21 protein-coding genes are annotated in these 18,377 nt (G+C 69.3%); 15 read left to right on the forward strand and 6 right to left on the reverse strand.

Annotation, left to right across the window (positions count from 1 at the left end; all coding sequences use genetic code 11):
* Window positions 1–152 precede the first annotated feature (152 nt).
* Both BKA18_RS01970 and BKA18_RS01975 read left to right on the forward strand, forming a co-directional pair.
* A complete protein-coding gene (locus tag BKA18_RS01970) occupies window positions 153–1,442 on the forward strand; it encodes an ATP-binding protein (RefSeq protein ID WP_366043838.1) in 1,290 nt (429 codons plus the stop codon).
* A gap of 121 nt (window positions 1,443–1,563) precedes the next feature.
* A complete protein-coding gene (locus tag BKA18_RS01975; protein WP_366043839.1) occupies window positions 1,564–2,490 on the forward strand; it encodes an alpha/beta fold hydrolase in 927 nt (308 codons plus the stop codon).
* On the opposite strand, the gene BKA18_RS01980 is transcribed toward BKA18_RS01975, so the two are convergent.
* Complete coding sequence (locus tag BKA18_RS01980) at window positions 2,426–3,187, reverse strand: chitinase (protein ID WP_366043840.1); 762 nt, start codon at window positions 3,185–3,187, stop codon at window positions 2,426–2,428. The two genes, BKA18_RS01975 and BKA18_RS01980, sit on opposite strands and share 65 nt — an antisense overlap.
* A gap of 714 nt (window positions 3,188–3,901) precedes the next feature.
* Here BKA18_RS01980 and BKA18_RS01985 point away from each other — a divergent pair.
* Window positions 3,902–4,600, forward strand: coding sequence for an aspartate/glutamate racemase family protein (locus BKA18_RS01985; protein ID WP_366043842.1), 699 nt, complete (start codon window positions 3,902–3,904; stop codon window positions 4,598–4,600).
* A 137-nt stretch (window positions 4,601–4,737) separates the two neighbouring features.
* The gene (locus tag BKA18_RS01990) at window positions 4,738–5,019 is read left to right on the forward strand and encodes a hypothetical protein (protein WP_366043844.1); all 282 of its coding nucleotides are present in this window, start codon (window positions 4,738–4,740) and stop codon (window positions 5,017–5,019) included.
* 279 nt (window positions 5,020–5,298) lie between these two features.
* Here the strand turns inward: BKA18_RS01990 and BKA18_RS01995 are convergent, their stop codons facing one another.
* Window positions 5,299–5,532: a DUF6296 family protein gene (locus tag BKA18_RS01995; protein WP_040901270.1), complete on the reverse strand. Its 234-nt coding sequence runs from the start codon at window positions 5,530–5,532 to the stop codon at window positions 5,299–5,301.
* Between the two features lie 464 nt (window positions 5,533–5,996).
* Between BKA18_RS01995 and BKA18_RS02000 the strand changes: the two genes are divergently transcribed.
* From BKA18_RS02000 to BKA18_RS02030, 7 genes are all read left to right on the forward strand, one after another.
* The gene (locus tag BKA18_RS02000) at window positions 5,997–6,374 is read left to right on the forward strand and encodes a VOC family protein (protein WP_366043846.1); all 378 of its coding nucleotides are present in this window, start codon (window positions 5,997–5,999) and stop codon (window positions 6,372–6,374) included.
* Window positions 6,375–6,673: 299 nt separating this feature from the next.
* Window positions 6,674–6,859 (forward strand): hypothetical protein, encoded by a 186-nt coding sequence (locus tag BKA18_RS02005; RefSeq protein ID WP_106430567.1) that lies wholly within the window; start codon window positions 6,674–6,676, stop codon window positions 6,857–6,859.
* 219 nt (window positions 6,860–7,078) lie between these two features.
* Window positions 7,079–7,807, forward strand: coding sequence for a hypothetical protein (locus BKA18_RS02010; protein ID WP_366043848.1), 729 nt, complete (start codon window positions 7,079–7,081; stop codon window positions 7,805–7,807).
* Window positions 7,808–8,001: 194 nt separating this feature from the next.
* Window positions 8,002–8,127 carry a hypothetical protein gene (locus BKA18_RS02015; RefSeq protein ID WP_366043849.1) on the forward strand — a complete coding sequence of 42 codons (126 nt, stop codon included), beginning with the start codon at window positions 8,002–8,004 and terminating at the stop codon, window positions 8,125–8,127.
* On the forward strand, window positions 8,124–8,699 hold the full coding sequence (locus BKA18_RS02020) for a hypothetical protein (protein WP_366043850.1): 576 nt from the start codon (window positions 8,124–8,126) through the stop codon (window positions 8,697–8,699). Before BKA18_RS02015 ends, BKA18_RS02020 begins: the two co-directional genes overlap by 4 nt.
* An 11-nt stretch (window positions 8,700–8,710) precedes the next feature.
* Window positions 8,711–9,415 (forward strand): alpha-ketoglutarate-dependent dioxygenase AlkB family protein, encoded by a 705-nt coding sequence (locus tag BKA18_RS02025; protein ID WP_366043851.1) that lies wholly within the window; start codon window positions 8,711–8,713, stop codon window positions 9,413–9,415.
* A 142-nt stretch (window positions 9,416–9,557) separates the two neighbouring features.
* Entirely contained in the window at window positions 9,558–9,800 is a 243-nt protein-coding gene (locus BKA18_RS02030) for a DUF2277 domain-containing protein (RefSeq protein WP_147245772.1), read from the forward strand.
* A 74-nt stretch (window positions 9,801–9,874) separates the two neighbouring features.
* On the opposite strand, the gene BKA18_RS02035 is transcribed toward BKA18_RS02030, so the two are convergent.
* Together BKA18_RS02035 and BKA18_RS02040 are read right to left on the reverse strand one after the other, a co-directional pair.
* Window positions 9,875–10,729: an endonuclease/exonuclease/phosphatase family protein gene (locus tag BKA18_RS02035; protein ID WP_366043852.1), complete on the reverse strand. Its 855-nt coding sequence runs from the start codon at window positions 10,727–10,729 to the stop codon at window positions 9,875–9,877.
* A 329-nt stretch (window positions 10,730–11,058) separates the two neighbouring features.
* On the reverse strand, window positions 11,059–11,676 hold the full coding sequence (locus BKA18_RS02040) for a flavin reductase family protein (protein WP_366043898.1): 618 nt from the start codon (window positions 11,674–11,676) through the stop codon (window positions 11,059–11,061).
* Between the two features lie 351 nt (window positions 11,677–12,027).
* On the opposite strand from BKA18_RS02040, the gene BKA18_RS02045 reads away from it, so the two are divergent.
* The 3 genes from BKA18_RS02045 (at window position 12,028) to BKA18_RS02055 (ending at window position 15,157) form a co-directional block, all read left to right on the forward strand.
* On the forward strand, window positions 12,028–12,759 hold the full coding sequence (locus tag BKA18_RS02045) for an SDR family oxidoreductase (protein WP_366043853.1): 732 nt from the start codon (window positions 12,028–12,030) through the stop codon (window positions 12,757–12,759).
* A 375-nt stretch (window positions 12,760–13,134) separates the two neighbouring features.
* A complete protein-coding gene (locus BKA18_RS02050) occupies window positions 13,135–14,103 on the forward strand; it encodes an alpha/beta hydrolase (RefSeq protein ID WP_366043854.1) in 969 nt (322 codons plus the stop codon).
* 358 nt (window positions 14,104–14,461) lie between these two features.
* Window positions 14,462–15,157 (forward strand): alpha/beta hydrolase, encoded by a 696-nt coding sequence (locus BKA18_RS02055; protein WP_366043855.1) that lies wholly within the window; start codon window positions 14,462–14,464, stop codon window positions 15,155–15,157.
* 173 nt (window positions 15,158–15,330) lie between these two features.
* On the opposite strand, the gene BKA18_RS02060 is transcribed toward BKA18_RS02055, so the two are convergent.
* Window positions 15,331–15,720 (reverse strand): MerR family transcriptional regulator, encoded by a 390-nt coding sequence (locus BKA18_RS02060; RefSeq protein WP_366043856.1) that lies wholly within the window; start codon window positions 15,718–15,720, stop codon window positions 15,331–15,333.
* A 112-nt stretch (window positions 15,721–15,832) separates the two neighbouring features.
* On the opposite strand from BKA18_RS02060, the gene BKA18_RS02065 reads away from it, so the two are divergent.
* Entirely contained in the window at window positions 15,833–16,906 is a 1,074-nt protein-coding gene (locus BKA18_RS02065) for an alkene reductase (RefSeq protein WP_366043857.1), read from the forward strand.
* 469 nt (window positions 16,907–17,375) lie between these two features.
* On the opposite strand, the gene BKA18_RS02070 is transcribed toward BKA18_RS02065, so the two are convergent.
* The gene (locus BKA18_RS02070) at window positions 17,376–18,356 is read right to left on the reverse strand and encodes an AraC family transcriptional regulator (RefSeq protein WP_366043858.1); all 981 of its coding nucleotides are present in this window, start codon (window positions 18,354–18,356) and stop codon (window positions 17,376–17,378) included.
* Window positions 18,357–18,377: the final 21 nt, after the last annotated feature.

An 18,377-nucleotide genomic window follows, 5' to 3' on the forward strand; every position in this document is an offset into this window, starting at 1 on the left:
GCTCGATCGCAGCCGCGACGGATCTGGCTACGTACGGACCGTAGCGGTCCGCGCCCCAGATTGTGCACGGTGGAGCAGGCCCCGCTCCCCCGCCGCCCCTAGCCTCACTGCCACCACACCACCATCACCATCACCAATGAGGGGCGGTACCGGTGAACTGGCTCATCCACGACTACCGCGAGAGCGATCTCGCCGAGGTGGTCCATCTGATCGACTCCACGGCCGGCCTCGGCCAGGAGTCCGTCTTCTCCCTCGCGGAGTGCATCAGTGCGCTGACCTCTCGGCAGCCCGCCGTGGTGGCCGTCCACCAGGGCGCTCCCATCGGGGCGGCGCTCGCGTGTGTGGCGGGTGAGCGGGGCTGGGTGATGCGGATCGCGATCTCCTCGTCCTGGCGCGGCCGGGGGCTGGCGAGTGCGCTGCTGGTGGAGCTGGAGCGGCGGCTGATCGCCGCCCGGGTGAGCCGGATCGCCTATGTGCTCCCGGAGGAAGACCTCCTCGGGGAGGGACTGCTCAATGCGGGCTACACCCGGCAGCCCGCGGTGGCCTACTTCGAGAAGGTGGAGCCGCATCACGGGCCCGCGGCCGGCCTCCTGGAGGACCTCGGCGGGCGGTTTCTGCCCGCCGACCTGTGGGCCAAGGTGGCCGGCATGGAAGCGGAGAAGGATCTCATCGAGCGACGGGTCGTGCTGCCGCTGGCGGAGCCGGAGCGAGCTGCCCGGCACGGCGTACGGCCGCCGCGGGCGATCGCCCTCTTCGGCCCGCCGGGCACCGGGAAGACCACCTTCGCCCGGGGCATCGCCGCCCGCCTCGGCTGGCCGTTCGTCGAGCTGCTTCCGTCCCGGCTGGCCGATGGGGGAAATCTGGCGGCGGCCCTGCGCAGCGCCTTCGCCCGGATCTCGGAACTGGAGCGGGTTCTGGTCTTCATCGACGAGGTCGAGGAGATCGCCCCGGTCCGCGGCGAACCCGCGCAGCCGGGCGGGCTGCACGGCGTGACCAATGAGCTGCTCAAGCTGATACCGGGATTCCGCGAGCGGGACGAGCGGCTGCTGGTGTGCGCGACCAATTCCCTTCGCTCGCTCGACCCGGCGTTCCTGCGCCCCGGCCGGTTCGACTACGTGATCCCGATCGGCACGCCGGACCCGGCGGCGCGGTCGGCGATCTGGTCCCGGTACACGGACGGCCGGGCCGATGTGGACATCGCGGCGCTGGTGGCGGCCAGCGAGCTGTTCACCCCGGCCGATATCGAGCACGCCGCCCGGGTGGCCGCGCAGGCTTCCTTCGAACGGGACCTGGAGGCGATCGGCGTGGGCGCGGGGGCGCGTGGGCGGCTCGGGGCAAGCACCGAGGACTACCTCGCCGCCCTCGCCCGGTGCCGGCCCACGGTCACACCGGCGATGCTCGACGAATTCGATGCGGACATCACGGCCCACGCGCGCTGCTGATGGCGGGGGCGCTGGTGCGGGGTGGCGGGGGGCACCGAAGTGACCGCCTCCGGGTACCCCGCGCCTCGCAATGGACGTAACCCCCTTGCCGCGATCGTCCAGCAGTCATGAGGATGACGCCATGCCTGCCTTCTCCGCACTCGACGGGACCGAGCTCGCCTTTCATGTCATGGGTGAGGGCGAGCCGCTCCTCTGTCTGCCCGGCGGTCCCATGCGCGCCTCCGCCTACCTCGGTGACCTCGGTGGACTGTCTGCACACCGGCAGTTGGTCCTGCTCGATCTGCGGGGCACCGGTGACTCCGGCGTCCCCGCGGACCCGGCCGGCTACCGCTGCGACCGGCAGGTCGCCGATGTCGAAGCGCTGCGCCGGCACCTCGGCAGGGACCGTATCGACGTGCTCGCTCACTCTGCGGCCGGCGATCTCGCCCTCCTCTACGCGGCCCGACATCCCGAGCACCTACGGACGCTCACCCTGGTCACTTCCCGGGCCCGCGCCCTCGGTCTCGACTACACCCATGAGCACCGCATGGAGGCGGCCGCCCTGCGCGCGGCCGAGCCGTGGTTCGACTCCGCACACCAGGCCTATCAAGCCATCTGGGCCGGCACCGCGACCGACGCCGAGTGGGACGCCGGCGCCCCGTTCTTCTACGGCCGTTGGGACGCGGCCGCGCAGGCGCACGCCGCATCCGAAGTGGAGCAGACCAACGAGGAGGCGGCAGAGATCTATGCGGCTGCCGGCGCTTTCGACCCTGCCGCCACTCGCTCCGCGCTCGCCTCCCTGAGTGCGCCGGTGCTGGTGCTGGCCGGCGAACTGGACGGCGGTCCGCGTCCCCACGTTGCCGCTGCCACGGCGCAGCTGCTCCCCGGCGCCGAACTATGCGTCCAGGCAGGTGGCGGCCACTACCCATGGCTCGACGACCCCGTACAGTTCGCCCGGACCGTCGGCTCGTTCCTCGACCGCTCCGTTCCGCCCGCACACGGTGTCAGCAGCTCAAGTTGCCGCCAGGTGCGGTCCCCAGGATCTGCACAAAGCTCTGATAGCTGTTGATCCGGCTCTGCACCTGGCCGGGGTTGCCGCCGTTGCATTCGAGCGAGCCGTTGATGCTGCGGATGGTCTCACCGAATCCGGCGCCAGTGACCATCGCTTGGTGCGGCGTCATGGTGCCCGGTCCGGTTTGCGTGTTCCAGTACCAGAGGGCGGTCTTCCAGGCGACGGCGGCGTCCTGCTCCACCAGAGAGGGGTTGTGCAGCAGATCGATGCCGAGCGCGTCGCCCGCCGCCTTGTAGTTGAAGTTCCAGCTGAGCTGCAGCGGCCCCCGCCCGTAGTACGCGGCCTGACCTGCCGGGCACCCATACGGTTGAGTGGCGTCGCAGTAGTGGGGATAGTTCGCGGTGTTCTGCTCCACCACATACACCAGGCCACCGGTCTCATGGCTGACGTTCGCGAGGAAGGCCGCGGCCTCCTGGCGCCGCACGGTGTCGCTCCCGGTGTTCGCAAACTCGGGATACGCGCTGAGTGCCGCCGTCAGACCGCTGTAGGTGTAGAACGAATTCCGGTTCGGGAACATCTGGTTGAACTGCGCCTCGCTGACGACGAACCCCTCGGCTCGCGTATCAGCGCGCGCCGGATCCACTGCACAACCGGAGCAGCGCACCGTGGCGACCGCGGTCGACGTCGGTACGGCGAGTGCCACGCCCAGGGTGACGGTGGCGGCGCTCAGCAGGGCGGCAATACGTGATCGCATAGCGGTGTCTCCTTCACGCGGTGCGCCTCGGGTGGGGAGGGCCCGCAGTGTGTGGGGGGTGGCGCGCCGCCGAACTCGATGGGGCGACGCGTTACGGGGGGGAGGCCGGGCGGGTGGAGCAACGGGCGTGCAAGTACCGGCACTTGGAGCGGCGTTACGGGTAGTCGCAGCACCTGCTGTACGTACGGAGCGGGAGCACGGCGCTAACGGCGTTGGAGCGCAGGTCGATCAGGCGGCACGGCCACGGGCAACTGCGGTAGGGGCGGCTACGAGTGCATCCATCAGGGGCGGCGATCCGGCCCGCGGTCTAGACCAACTCCAGGCTATGGTGCGCCTCTTGAACATGTCCATACCAATGCATCGATTCACCGATTCACCGGCGCCCGCGCCGGTGAGGGCCACCGCGCCCACCAACCTTGACGCCGGACCGTTGTCAGACCCCCGCGGCGGCAGGACGTCGTCGAGGCATCCTTCAGACCCGCCTCGCCCCGACGCACTCCTGGTGCAGTGATCCGCGGTCAACCGCCTGCCATCCATTTCTTCACCCCATCGACTACCGGGTCCGCTACCGCCGTCCAGCCGGCCCTCTTCGGCCACGTCCGGCGGACCTTCCAGCCATAGCCGGACCGAGCGGGCACAACCGGGAGCGGGACATGGCATAGCGGCCCCAGCACAGCCCCGGCTTCGGCTCCGGCCCCGTGCCATAGTGCCCGCATGAAGACGATCGGGCTGCTCGGAGGCATGAGCTGGGAGTCGACGGCGGAGTACTACCGGCTGCTCAACGAATTGACGCGGGAGCGTCTGGGCGGCCTGCACTCCTCGCGCTGTGTGCTCTACTCCGTGGACTTCGCGGAGATCGAACGACTACAGACCGAAGGACGCTGGGAGAAGGCAGCCGAGGTACTCGCCGAAGCCGCCAGGGCGCTGGAAGCAGCCGGCGCCGACATACTGCTGCTCTGCACCAACACCATGCACAAGGTCGCCGGCCAGGTGGCCGCCGCCGTCACCGTCCCGCTACTACACCTCGCCGACACCACCGCGGATGCCGTACGTGACAGCGGCCTGCGCCGTATCGGGCTGCTGGGCACCGCCTTCACCATGGAGCAGGATTTCTACCGCAACCGGCTCGAAAGTCATGGGCTGGAGGTACGGGTCCCGGATGCCGTCGGACGAAGCATCGTCCATCGCACGATCTACGAGGAGCTGTGCCAGGGCATCGTCCGTGAAGAGTCCCGGCAGTCATTTATGGCCATCATCAGGGACCTCGTCACCGCCGGGGCCGAGGGCATCGTGCTGGGCTGCACCGAGATCGAGCTGCTCATCAAACCGGAGCACAGCCCGGTCCCGGTATTTCCGACCACACGGCTGCATGCCGAAGCCGCCGTCGCCCACGCGCTCGCCGGCTCCCCGTAGTGGCGAGTCCGGTGGGTCCGATAGATCCAGCAGTTCGCGACCGACCAAGTGGAAGGTGCCACGACCATCAACTCCCCTCTGCACACAGATTCTTGAGCTGTGAGCAGGTTTGAAGCCGCGACAGGTACGCTGACGTGGTGTCGAGTACCGAGTTGGAACGACTGGCCAGGATCCGGATGCAAGTCACCGGTGAGACGCTGGAACGCGCCATGGCCGTACTCGAAGGACACGCCGGCACCCCCGAGCCGAAATCCGAGCCCGACGCCGCGACCGAAGACACCGGAAACAGCGAGGTCAATGAGGCCGACGCGCCCAACGAGGCCAGCGACGGCAGCGACGGCAGCGACGGCAAGGACAACGCCGCGCGGCGGGACGAGGGACGAACACCTCAGCGGCGAGGTCATCTCCGCAGCCTCTGAGCCAGTCCGGCGCGACGGCAAGTCGCGACGGCAAGTCGTACCCCTCAAGAGAAACGATGCTCCAGGAGAGAGAAGCAGCGACTCACGAAGAGTCGCGGGTGTCATGCAGAGAGTCATGGACGCCGGGCAGCCACCACCGCCGAGCAACGCCCCGGGCCGCGTATGCCGGCCACGCCACACGGCTCCACACTCGGAACATGCCGCTATCGACCATCCACGCAGCGTGAAGGGTCGACAGAGGTCGTACAACCGCCGAGGAGCCGCCGAGAAGCCCGCGGCTCACGGAGTGAGTGGCCGCGCCAGCATCGGTGTCTTGAGCATCTGGTGTCCGCCGCTGGCCAGCATGCGGACCTCGCCCCGGTCGCTGATCTCTGCGCGTACGATCCCCGATTCATCCTCGTAGACCGGATACCCGCCGGCTCCTGCCCGCTCGGTACGACGGACGATCACCACGTCGTCCTCCACAGCGGGAGCTTGAAATACCAGCTCATAGCTTTCCGGGTAATCCTCCATCGTGGCCTCCCGAATACGACTCGGCAGGTGCTGTGGGCGGCGCTCCCCACGCCGCTGTACGCGCGCCGCTGCACCTCGGCCCTTCCATCCTCACGCACTCCCGCCCGCCTCGCCTCATGAAGGAGGAGAGGCGGCGGGCACATCCACACCCACCTCCATGGTGGCTCCAGAGGCGTGCCCCGCCGTGGCTTCGGAGGTGCCCCGCCCCCGTGCACTGTCACGGGAGCGGGGCGGGTCCGAGAAGCGCCAGCAGCTCGGATAGTTACGAGAGCCACGGTACGGGGCACCACTGACAACGGCGGACCGGCGGACCGGCGGACCGACAGACCGGCAGACCGGCCGGTGCGCCGGTGCGGTCATCGCGCTCCTCGCGGCCGTGCGGGCAGACGAGATCCCTCGCATGCTGCGGATGCGGCGGCGAGGGAAGGATCCGTCGGCACGGCATCGAGGCGAAAGGAGTGAAGGTGGCCGCGAGACCTCGGTTCTCGCTTGCGACGGTGGTCCTGGACTGCCCGGAGGCGCATGTGCTTGCGGACTTCTACCGGCGGCTGCTCGGGTGGGAGGTGACCTACAGCGAGCCGGACTGGGTACTCGTCAGGCGCCCGGACGGGGGTACCGGGCTCTCGTTCCAGTCCGAGCCCGGGTATCAGGCGCCGGTGTGGCCGGAACGACCCGGAGCACAGCAGAAGATGCTGCATCTCGACATCCGGGTCGATGACCTTGATGAGGCCGAGGCGTATGCGGTCGCGGCGGGGGCCACGCGCGCCGCTTTCCAGCCCCAGGACGATGTCCGGGTGTTGCTCGATCCGGCGGGACACCCGTTGTGTCTCTTTCTCCATTGAGGGGTGGGGTGTTGAGGGCGCGGTGTTGACGGCTGGGGCGGGAGCTGAGAGCGGGGCATCGGCGGCTGGGCGTCGAGGGGCGGCAGCTGCCGTCGCCGGGATCCGCCCTTCGCCCTCGATGATCGCGGAGCGTGTGGGAATGGACACATGCAGGTAGCGAGGGCGCATCGAGCGGCCGACGATCCTGGCTGGTCAGGAAGTTGAGGCGGCGTAAGGGCGGGGGTGCGGGCGGCGAATGCGGGCGGCGGGCCGATGCGCGGGGGATCGCGTTGTCAGTGTCTGCCCCTAGCATGGCTTATATGTCCCCAACTCCTTCTGCCCACACGGATGTCCCCGTTCCCGCCGCCGAGGCGAACGAATCGATTCGGCGATTCGTCCGCGCCCGGCGCGGACTGGCGTGGTCGGCGCAGGACATGGCGGAGTATGCGGTGTTGCTGGAGATCTGGACGTTGGCGGTGCGCGCGGAGGTCGTCGAGGCGGCGTAGCCCAAGGTCAGCGTGGATGGGTGTATGTGGCAGGCGCGTTAGTGGTGCGTTAGTGGATCGGCAGCCATCGGCACCAAGCTGATGCATGTCCCGCTCGCCGAAGCGGTACGCACGCCGACGACCATCGGCACAGCCAACACCGAAGCCAGCGCAGCGACGCCACGATTCCACCGGAATCCTGAAGGCGGAGCGGCAGCGTGCACGCAAGGGGGGATTCTCATGTCCTGGAAGAAGGACCCCGAGACCGACATCGACTTCACCGCAACCGCCACCGGCGCCACCCACACCGCCTTACCTCCCGCCCTTCGCCGTGGACGCACGGTCGTTGCCGCTTCGCTGATCGCCGTCGCCGCCCTCTCGTTGACCGCCTGCGGCTCCGGCCAGAGCAGTCCCAAGCCCAGCACCAAGGTCTCGACGAGCCCGGACTCCGTGAACCGGTCCAAGGAGGCGGCCGCCCTCGGCAACGCCGCAGCCAACGAAGACGCGGAAACGGACCGGAAGGCGCGCCAGGCAGAGAAGGGCGGCGGGCAGAGCGCCGGGGCAAGCGGCAACAAGGCAGGTGGCGGCAGCCCCACGAGCGGGGCCGGTACGGACACCGGATCGGCGTCGGGTTCCGGTGCTGCGGACGGTTCCGGACCGGCGTCCCACGGCAATGGGGGGAACGGCACCTGGACCGGCGTCCTCAAGTATCTGGCTCCCGGCAAGCTCACCGTGACACCGGCGTCCGGGACCGAGCAGGCTTTCTTCGTCGGCTCCGGGACCAAGACCCTTGGCGCAGCCACGATCTGCGCGTCAAACGGCAACGTCACCGTGGACAGCAGCGGTTACGGCACCTCCCCGTGCACCGAGCAGCAGCTGGAGAAGGCGGCCAAGATGGACTCCGTCGAGGTCCGGGTCACCGTTGAGGGCGGCGTGGCAACCCGGATCGCCGAGCACTACCACCCCTGAGCCCCGAGCAGGGTGCCGCGCCCGGCCCCGGTCTGCGCGCTCAGTGGTGAGCCAGCGGCGGAGGGCGTCCACCACCTGCGCCAGGGGACGACACACACGCCGGTGACCGCAACCGGGCCGGGCAACCGGCCCACCAGACCAAGCCGTCCGATTTCCGCCAGCCGAAGCGGCGCCCGTACCCGCAGACTCGAAGCGTGAGAGCAACGCACACGACCGAGGACGGACGCGCCATGACCACTCCCGGGACGGATACCGCCGCCACCACGAACGACATCGCTTCCGGCGGCGACGCTGGTGGGCTGCTGCTGGTCAGCCGATGACCTCTCCCCTCCTCTCCCGGGCGGAGGCGGCCGCGTACGGGCCCCTCCCCTCCCCCGCTGCGCACACCGACGCCGAACTCGCCGCCCTGCTGGACCTCATGGTCTCGCCCGGAGCCCGTATCTCCACCGTGGTGGTCGGGCACAGCCGGGACGACGCGTCGCGTTCGACCGCGGCGGCATTCATCGAAGGGTGGCGGGCGCTCGGCCGGCTGCCGGTGCTGGCCGTGGTCGACTGGCCGGAGTCCGCCGCGTCCTGGCTCCGGGCGGCCGGCCGCTTCACCGCCGGGGAACCGGATGCCTGGGTGGTGGCGGCCGCGCCGCTCGGCTGGGCCCAGATGAGCCGCCGGCTGCGGCACAGCACCGGATGGGACCCGGCACGTACATACGGCTTCGCGGCGCTCGGCGACTCCCGCGTACCCGCCCTCGCGGGCCGGGCGACGCTCCAGGGCATGCGGGGCGCCGACGCGGACGGCGGCACCTGGACCGTCGACCGCGGCTGGGTCGTCCAGCGGCCCACCGGCTCCTCGGGCGACGACGCATCGCCGTGGCACGCTGTAAGAAGTCAGCGATGAGGCAGGAGCACATGAGCAGCCCACTTCCCGGCTTCGAGGACGTCGGGGGCTTCGGGGAGACCGCCGCGGCCCGTGCACTCCGCCGGGAAGTCGCCCCCGGCGCCGTTCACGTCCCCGGCTGGCTGCCCCTGGCCCAGCAGCGCGCGCTCGTCACCGCCTGCCGGGGCTGGGCGCGTGGTCCGGCCCCGATCCGTCACACCAAGCTCCCGCGCGGCGGCGTGATGTCCGTCCAGACCGTGTGCATCGGCTGGCACTGGCAGCCGTACGCGTACACCCGCACCGCCGACGATGTGAACGGGGCGCGGGTGGCCGCGTTCCCCGACTGGATGGTCGAGTTGGGGCGTCGCGCACTGGTCGAGGCCTACCGGGACGCCACCGCCGGCGACGGCTACACGCCGGACACCGCGCTGATCAACTTCTATGACGGCCAGGCGAAGCTCGGCATGCATCAGGACAAGGAAGAGCGCTCCCCCGCACCGGTCGTCTCGCTCAGCATCGGCGACACGTGTGTCTTCCGTTTCGGCAACACCGAGACGCGCACCAAGCCCTACACCGACATCGAGCTGGCCTCCGGTGATCTCTTCGTCTTCGGCGGGCCGTCCCGCTTCGCCTATCACGGGGTGACCAAGGTCCGACCGGGCACCGGCGATCCGGCGTCCGGCCTGTCCGGCGGCCGCCTCAACATCACGATGCGGGTGACCGGCCTCGACGGATAGCGCCCGGCCCTCGACGGCAGACCGGTCCCGCCCCTTATCGCCGGGCTCACGCGGCACACCGCCGGACCCACCGGACAGCGCCGGCCCACACGGCAGACCGCACCCACCCCACATCCCCGGGCTCACACGGCACACTGGACTCATGTGCCGCAGCATCAAGACGCTCCGTCCGCCCGCCACCCCCGAGGTCCATGACGAGGACATCCGGGCGGCGGCCTTGCAGTACGTCCGCAAGGTCTCCGGATTCCACGCCCCGGCGGCTCACAACCGCGAGGTGTTCGACCAGGCCGTGGACGCCGTGACGGCCGCGACCCGGGAACTCCTCGATGGCCTGCAGATCCGTGGCTCCGCGGCCCGCCGCAGTCCGCACTCGGAAACCGCTTAGAGCCTGTCCGACGGGTCAGGGCCGCGGGCCCGGCCATGACCCATCGGACAGGCCCTATGGCAGGGCCGGCGTCCTCACCATTCGAGCAGCGCCTGAACCGGCAGGTGATCGCTCGGATACTGACCGTGCGCGGAATACGTATTGATCGTGGCGCGCCGACAGCGCACCCCCGGCGAGGTGAGGATCCAGTCGACCCGGTCCCCGTCCGGTACCAGCGGCCGGTAGCCGTGAAAGGTGGCGTACTGCGGGCTGCGCTCATCGGCCGCGTCCCAGCTGTCGACTAGGGACCCGCCACCGAGCATCGCGTCGTACACGGAATTCTTGTGCGCGGCGACATTGAAGTCGCCCGTGACGATCCGGGGCAGCGTGGGGTCCAGCCCAGCCAGCCGTTCGGTGATCAGAGCGGCGGACCGCTCTCGCGCGTACTGATGCGCATGATCGAGATGCGTATTGAGCACATAGAATGCGCGCTCCGTCCGCAGCTCCCGGAATCGCACCCAGGTCGCCATCCGAATGACGGTATTTCCCCAGGTCGCCGACCCGATCAGATACGGCGTGTCGGACAGCCAGAAATAGTCGTATTCCACCGGTTCGAGCCTTCGCACGTCATAGAAGACGGCCGCGAATTCGTCCTTGCTTCCGCCGCCGCGTCCCATTCCCACCCAGGCGTAGTGCGGCCCGAGGTCCTCGGCGATATCGCGTAACTGCCCGTACAGCCCCTCCTGCGTCCCGAGCACGTGCGGGGCCTCCCGGCGGAGCAGGGCCCGCATCACGGGGCGGCGTTCTGCCCAGGAGTGCGGCCGGGCGTCCGAGGCGTACCGCAGATTGAAGGTCATGGCCCGCAGCGCCGGCCCGCTGCCGGCCGCGTACGCGGGCGCCGGCTCGTACGCGGCTGCCGCCATCGCCCCGGCAACCGCAGTGGCGGCCACCGCCCGGACCGCACTCCGCCGGCTGACCTGCGAGGAGCCGCCCCCGGAGCCGGAGCCCGAGCCCGAGCCGGAGGAATCAGGTGAAGCGTGGAACGCGGGAGGAAGAGCAGTCACAGCGACTCCAGTCATCCATTGCGCGGGCAGGCACCTACACCACTGACACCATTGCAACGACCACCATGACGGCCCAGTCCCGAACCTCGCCACATTCCCCAAGTGGCCCGCGGACCAAGTGACTTGAAACGCTGGGGAAGGGGGCGAGGGGCCAAGGGGGCGGACGTTCGCCTGTCTTCCCTCGGCCGTGGTCCGCGGTCCGCTGTCGACGCCCTCTACCGGTCGCCCGCCGGCCCCCGCCAGTCCGCATGCCGAATGCGGGAGATCTCGCGTACCCCGGAGACCGCGGCCCACTCGTCCTTCCCCAGGCGCGACAGGGGCTTCAGCCGGGAAATCTCGGGGTGCCCGTCGACCAGTACGTCCTCTGAGACGGCCGCATGCACCACGCGCCCGAAGACGACGGTGCCATCGCCGATCCTCAGCGTGCTGTGCACCTCGCACTCCAACGCCACCGGCGAGGCCGCCACGCGCGGCGGCTTGACCCGCAGACTCGGCTCGGTAGCGATCCCGGCCGCCTCGAACTCGCTCACCCCGTGCGGAAAGTCGGTACCCGTGTCATTGATCTGCTCGAAGAGCCCCTCCGGCGCAAAGTTCACCACGAACTGACCGGTCGCTTCGACGTTGTGCAAAGTGTCCTTGCGCCCGACGGAGCTGAACTGCACGACGGGCGGCGTGACGCTGGCGATCGAGAAGAAGGAGTGCGGTGCGAGATTGTGCGTTCCGTCTGCCGATGTGGTGGACACCCAGGCGATGGGCCGCGGCACCACGGTGGCGGTCAGCAGCTTGTAGAACTCGTTGCGGGACATGGCAGCGGGATCAAAGTCAGTGCGCATGGTGATCAGTATCCAGGTGTGTGGCCGCGGACCGTACAGCGGATCCACGGCAGCACCAAACCCCTGAGTCCGACGGAAGGTGCACGGTATCGGAACCACCGAGCACCAGGAGCCGACACCGTGCCCACAGCAGCCCTCACCTTCTCTCAGGCGGCGATGTGCTGAACGTGCCGACCGGTGACGGCAGCCACGTCTTCGGTACCGGAGCCGGTCTCAGCCTGCACGGCAGGTCCGCCTGTCAAGCGCGCAGCGTCACCAGCGTGCCCAGGAGGGCACCGGCCGGAGTGCGTCGCGCACTGGATCGCCGCAATCTGGACGCATGACCTATTGACGCGCGACGAGAGGTGACCCATGAAGTTCGCAGTCATCGGCGGTACCGGTCTGATCGGGTCGCAGGTCGTGAAGAAGCTGAACGCCGCCGGGCACGAGGCCGTGCCGCACTCACCGTCCACAGGTGTCGACGCGCTCACCGGCCAGGGCGTGGAAGAGGCGGTGGCCGGAGCAGACGTCATCGTCAATCTGACGAATTCCCCGACCTTCGACGATGCCTCTCCCGCCTTCTTCCAGGCCTCGATGGACCACCTCCTGGCCGCCGGCCACAAGGGCGGGGTGGGGCACTTCGTCATCCTCTCGATCGTCGGCGCGGACCAGGTGCCCGACCTCGTCTATTACCGCGCCAAGGTCTTGCAGGAAGACATCCTCAAGGCCGGGCCGATCCCCTATTCGATCGTCCGCGCCACCCAGTTCATGGAGTTCATCGACGCCGTCATGTCCATGTCCACCGAGGGTGACACCGTCCGCCTGCCCACCACCCCCATCCAGCCGATCGCCGCCCAGGACGTCTCCGACACCGTCGCCGAAGTCGCCGCCGGTAGCCCTCTGAACGGAACCTTGAAGGTCGGCGGACCCGAGGTCCATCCCCTCGACGAACTCGGCCGGATCACCCTGAACGCCCGACCCGACGGCCGCACGGTCGTCACCGACGACACCGCCGGCATGTTCGCCGCCGTCGACGGCGATGTGCTCACCACCAAGGGCGACGCACGCATCGCCCCCACCCGCTACACCGACTGGCTCACCTGACGAAGAGCTGGCCCAGCGCCGGTACGCCCCCCGGTGATGGACGAGCCGCGGCTTTGAAGCATTCGCCCCTTCCGTCACAGGCGATCCGCGCCAGTGGCCGTTGGTCGGCATATCCGCTCGTCGGTGAGCCTGTCGCCGAGGAAGCCATGTCGGCACCGAGCCGAGCACCCGGCGGGCGGATTAGGCGGTTCCTTGGAATGCGTCTGCGGAGGACGGGCAATTACAATGGACAAATACCCCCATCAGGGGCTTATCAGGGGCTTGCACAAGGGCGGCGGCTCTGCCGACCGCCCCGCAGCCCGGGCCGAGCGCGGCGCTCTTCAGCGCCCCGCGCTCTCCGTCATGCGCTTCGCAGATTTCCCAGGGAGCATTCCCATGGCTGGTCAAACCGCCTCCGTCGTCCTTGAGCCCGAGGCACAGGAGCTCGCCGACGCGACCTCGCAGCATCCGTTCCTCTACGAGCTGGATCCGACCGCGGCGCGCAAGGTGCTCGACGACCTCCAGGCCGCGCCGGTCGACAAGCTGCCGGTCGACGAGGAGTGGGTTTCGGTTCCGGCGGCGGTGGGCGATGTAGGGGTACGCATCGTCAAGCCGCAGGGCGTCACCGGAACGCTGCCCGTGGTGTTGTACATGCACGGCGGAGGCTGGGTGTTGGGCAATGCCGGTACCCACGACCGCCTGGTGCGTGAGTTGGCGGTCGGCGCACGTGCGGCAGTGGCCTTCGTGGAGTACACGCCGTCACCCGAGGCGCACTACCCCGTGGCCATCGAGCAGGGCTACGCCACCGCGCAGTGGATCGTCCGCGAGGGGGCGCACAAGGGGCTGGATGCACAGCGCATGGCAGTGGCCGGGGAATCGGTCGGTGGGAACATGACCGCCGCACTCGCCCTCATGGCCAAGGAGCGCGGTGACGTCAAGTTCGTACAGCAGTCGATGTACTACCCGGTCACTGATGCGGCCATGAACACCGGTTCCTACGACCAATTCGCCACCGGCTACTACCTGAGCCGCAAGCTGATGGAATGGTTCTGGGACGCCTACACGACCGACCCGAACCAACGCGCGGAGATCACCGCGTCCCCCAACCACGCCACCGTCGAGCAGCTCTCCGGCCTGCCGCCCGCCCTGCTGATCGTCGACGAGGCCGACGTGCTGCGCGACGAGGGCGAGGCCTACGCCGCCAAACTCCGAGCAGCCGGCGTCCCGGTGACCACGGTGCGCTACGACGGCACGGTCCACGACTTCATGATGCTCAACTCACTGAGTCACTCCGAAGCCGCCCGCGGAGCCATCGACCAGGCAACGGCGTTCCTGCGCAACGCCCTTGGAACGACCCAGACCTAAAAGAGCGTGCGAAAGAGTGGTTTCTGCCGACCACGCGGCGAGGTGACGCTGCCGGTGGAACGGCCCCGCGAGGATCCAAACGACCCGGGCCGGAGAAGATCTGACGCCGATGACGCTCTGCGCGGGGGCCTGCTCCGTCGTGAAAGAAAGGTCCGGTGCCTCTACGAGGATGCCGCCACGGCATGGCTCATGTTCAACACGCCCGCCGAGTTCGTCGGGCGCTGAGAGACCCGCGCTCCGGCGAGCGCTGGGCGAGGAACGTGGGCTGCTAACTGCCCTGGGCCCAGGCGACGTTCACGCAGGCATGCCACGTGAAACCGGCAGGGTGACGACGAAAGCAGCCGACTTGGAGGTGGCGATGAGAGTCGTGTTCGTGCACGGGGCGTGCGTGCGGGACGGGTCGTGGTGGTGGCACCGCACCGCCGAGCTGCTGCGGGAGCGGGGGGTGCCGAGCGTGGCCCCGGCGCTGCCGAGCTGCGGCGAGGCGGGCCTGCCAGGCGGCGTCGGCGGTCCGGGGCTGCCCGATGACGTGGCCGCGGTGCGGCAGGTGCTGCAGGCCGGCGACGAGCCGACCATCGTGGTCGCCCACAGCTACGGCGGGATCGTCACCGCGGAGGCCGCTGCGGGCATCGGGGCGGTACGCCACCTGCTGCTGGTCTCCAGCTACCTGCCCGAGGTCGGGCAGAGCCTGTCGGAGTTCGGGGACGGCAGCCCCGCCCCGTTCCTCGACGTCGACCCCGACGCCGGCACGTTCGGGGTCCGCCCCGAGCTGCTCGTTGACACGTTCCTGCAGGACTGCGACCCCGAGATCCAGGCGCAGGCGGCGGACCACCTCGCCCGGCAGAACCTGCAGGTGACCGGGCAGCGAGTCGGAGCGGCCGCATGGCAGCAGTCGCCCTCGACGTACCTCGTGTGCGCTCAGGACCGGGGCACCCCGCCGCGGCTGCAGCGCGAGTTCGCCCGCCGGGCCGGCAGCGTCATCGAACTCGACGCCGGCCACCACCCCTTCCTTTCCCAACCCTCAGCGGTCCGGGACCTGCTACTGAGTCGGTGACGACACCCGCGGACGAGCCGAGCCATCGCTCCGCCGGAGCCGCATCGGCAGCCCGGTGAACGTCTTCACCCACAACACCTCAACTTCAACACCCCGCCCGTCGGAGGAAAATGCCTGCCTCACAGCTTTCTCCGCCTGCGATACGAAACTCGGGCGGGGACCACCGTGCGCGTTCAACTCCTCGGGCCCGGACCGGCCGATGTGTGCAGGCTCTCGCGATGGGCCCGGGCCGTGGCCATCAGGCCGGCCAATGCGGCCCGGGTCCGCACTAGTTCGTCGATGTGCTCGGAGAGCCGGGCGTGCTCCTGCGCCATCCGCGCGAGAGCAGCGTCGGAGTTGCCCTCGCTGGGCGTGTCGACGCAGGGCAGCAGCTCGGAAATCGTGCGACTGGACAGGCCGGCCGCGTACATCCGCTGGATGAACCGCACCCGCTCCACCTCGGCCTCCGTGTAATGCCGCTGACCACTGGCGCTGCGGCTGCTGGTCAGCAGCCCCTGCTCCTCGTAGTAGCGCAGCGACCGGACGCTGACGTCGGTGCGCGCCGCGAGCTCACCGATCCGCACGACTGCCTCCCCTGGTGAACCACGCCACAACGCTTGCCTCTGACATTGATGTCAGGTTTTAGCGTAGCGCCGTGCCCGGGGTTCGGGTACGCGATGTACGGAGGAGCCCGACGTGACGACCTTGTTCAGCAGCTACCGACTCGGCGACCTGACCCTGCCCAACCGGATGGTGATGGCCCCGATGACCCGTGTCAGGGCCGCGGCCGGCGGCCTTGCCACACCGTCCATGGCGACGTACTACGCGCAGCGCGCGACGGCCGGACTGATCGTGTCCGAGGGCGTGCAGCCCAGCCTCGTCGGGCAGTCCAACCCGGGCACGCCCGGACTGCACACCGAGGAGCAGGTCGCCTCATGGCGTGCCGTGACCGACGCCGTGCACATCAACGGCGGACGGATCTTCGCTCAGCTCATGCACGGCGGCCGGGTCTCGCACCCCGACACGACCGGCCACCAGCCCGTCGGTCCCTCGGCGATCGCCGCGGTGGGCAATGTCTTCACCCCGTCCGGACCGCAGCCCGCACCCGTGCCCCGCGCACTGGACACCGCCGAGGTGCCCGAGCATGCCCACGCCTACGCCGAGGCGGCCCGCCACGCGATCGACGCGGGCTTCGACGGAGTCGAACTCCACGGCGCCAACGGCTACTTGATCTCCCAGTTCCTCTCCTCCAACGCCAACCTCCGCACGGACCGCTACGGCGGCACGATCGCGGGCCGAATCCGGTTCGCCCTGGAGGCCGTAGCCGCCACGGTGGACGCCATCGGCGCGGCCAGGACGGGCATCCGCCTCTCCCCGGGAGGCGGCTTCTGGGGCGTCGAGGAGACCGACGCGCTCGCCCTCAACACCGCGTTGCTGACGGAGCTGACCCGGCTCCGACTCGCCTACGTCCACTTGGAGGCGACCACGGACGAGGAGGTGCTCACCGGCCTGCGCCGCGCCTGGCCCAGCACCCTGATCGTCAATCCGGTCCTCCCGATGGGCCCCAAGCAGACCGACCGCGCGGAAGCCGACCACTGGCTGACCCTGGGCGCCGACCTGATCAGTTTCGGCCGCGGCTTCCTGGCCAACCCCGACCTCGTCGAACGCCTCCGCACCGGCCTGCCGATCGCCCCCGTCGACGAGAACACGTACTACCAGGGCGGCAACGCCGGCTACCTCACCTATCCGGCCTATCAGTACACGGCCTGACGCCCGCGTCGCCGCCCAAGCCACCGCCGAGGTGCGCCGTGGCGCACCTCGGCGGTGGAGATGGGTGTGACCTTGGTCGTGATCGCCCTGCCGGCACCGGCCGGCCGGCCGATCGGCCAGCACGTGGCCCGGACCGCCTTTCGGGCATCGCCGCCACCGGCCTGGGAAACGTTCACCGCTTGCTGAAGAAGAGCCGGACGATCGCGTGATCGCCTGCGGTTCACAGGCCTGACGGAGAGCCAGTTTCATATGCCTGTCGCGAGAATGCAGAGAATGCCTTGACATTGCCGATAGGGGGCCCGTAATGCTTGCCGAAGCGGTTCGCGAACCGGTTGTCGAATGGTTCGACGATGGGGTCGAGTGCCCGCCGGCCCGGGAGGCAAGCGGTGAACATCAGCGAAATCGCCGAGCGGGCAGGTATGTCTCGCAGGAGCGAGCCGGCGTTCGCCCGGCTCCCACCGAATTTCTCCTATGCCCGCAACGTCTCCGAAGGCGACTCCCCGAACTGTTGGCGGTACGCGAGGGAGAAACGGCCCGGGTGCAGGAAGCCCCAGCGGGAGGCGACGGCGGTGACGGTCGCGGCACCCGGGTCGGAAGCCAGGAGTTCCTTGCGTACACGGTCCAGACGGACCTCGCGCAGGTACGCGAGCGGTGTCGTGTCGAGGTGCCGGCGGAAGCCCTCCTGAAGGGCCCGTACGCCGACGCCGACGCATTCCGCGATCTCCGCGACCGTGAGCGGTTCGGCGGCGTGTCCCTCGATGACCTCCATGGCGCGGCGGACCGCGGGCGGTGCGACGCGCGGCTGCTCGCCGAGCAACGCCGACGTGTAGTTGTTGGGCTGAGCCATCAACAGCTGGGTCATGAGGAGTGATTCAAGCTGTTTTGTGACGAGGGGCTGGCTTGTCATCCCACCAGGCCCCTCCGCCTCCCGGCGCATCAGGTCGACGATGTTGAGCCAGGATCGGGAGCCCGGCGTGGTGAGGTTCATGCCGAGCGAGAAGAAGATCGGGCGGCGCACGGCGCGGCCGAGCAGACTGCCCAGGTGCGATTCCAGCGACGATCGGTCGAACCACACGATCAGCTGCGGATTGCCGTCACCCCAGCGCATATCCAACTTTCCGGTCGGAGAGGGGACTGAAGCGAGTTCTGGGGAGGAAATGATCTCCTCGCGGCCGCAGGTGATTTCGGCGTGACCGGCGAGCGGGATCTGGACGAGGAAAAAGCTCTCCAGGTCGCCCGGTGTGATCCGGACTTCCGTTCCGTAATCGAGGTAATAGAGACCTGTCCGGTCGAAGGGTGCACCGTGCAGCCGGGCGTCGAGCGTCGCCGAGCGCCGCACGATGCGCAGCTCATGCGGACAGAAGGCGCGGCCGACCTCGGCCCGCGCCTCCCAAATGTCCGCTGTATGAAACCGCTGGTGATTTGCGAGGGGGGACTTTTCAGCGGGCATGTAAACCTCCACCGCCGAGTT

It is taken from the genome of Streptomyces auratus, from assembly GCF_050433025.1.
GTDB lineage: Bacteria > Actinomycetota > Actinomycetes > Streptomycetales > Streptomycetaceae > Streptomyces > Streptomyces sioyaensis.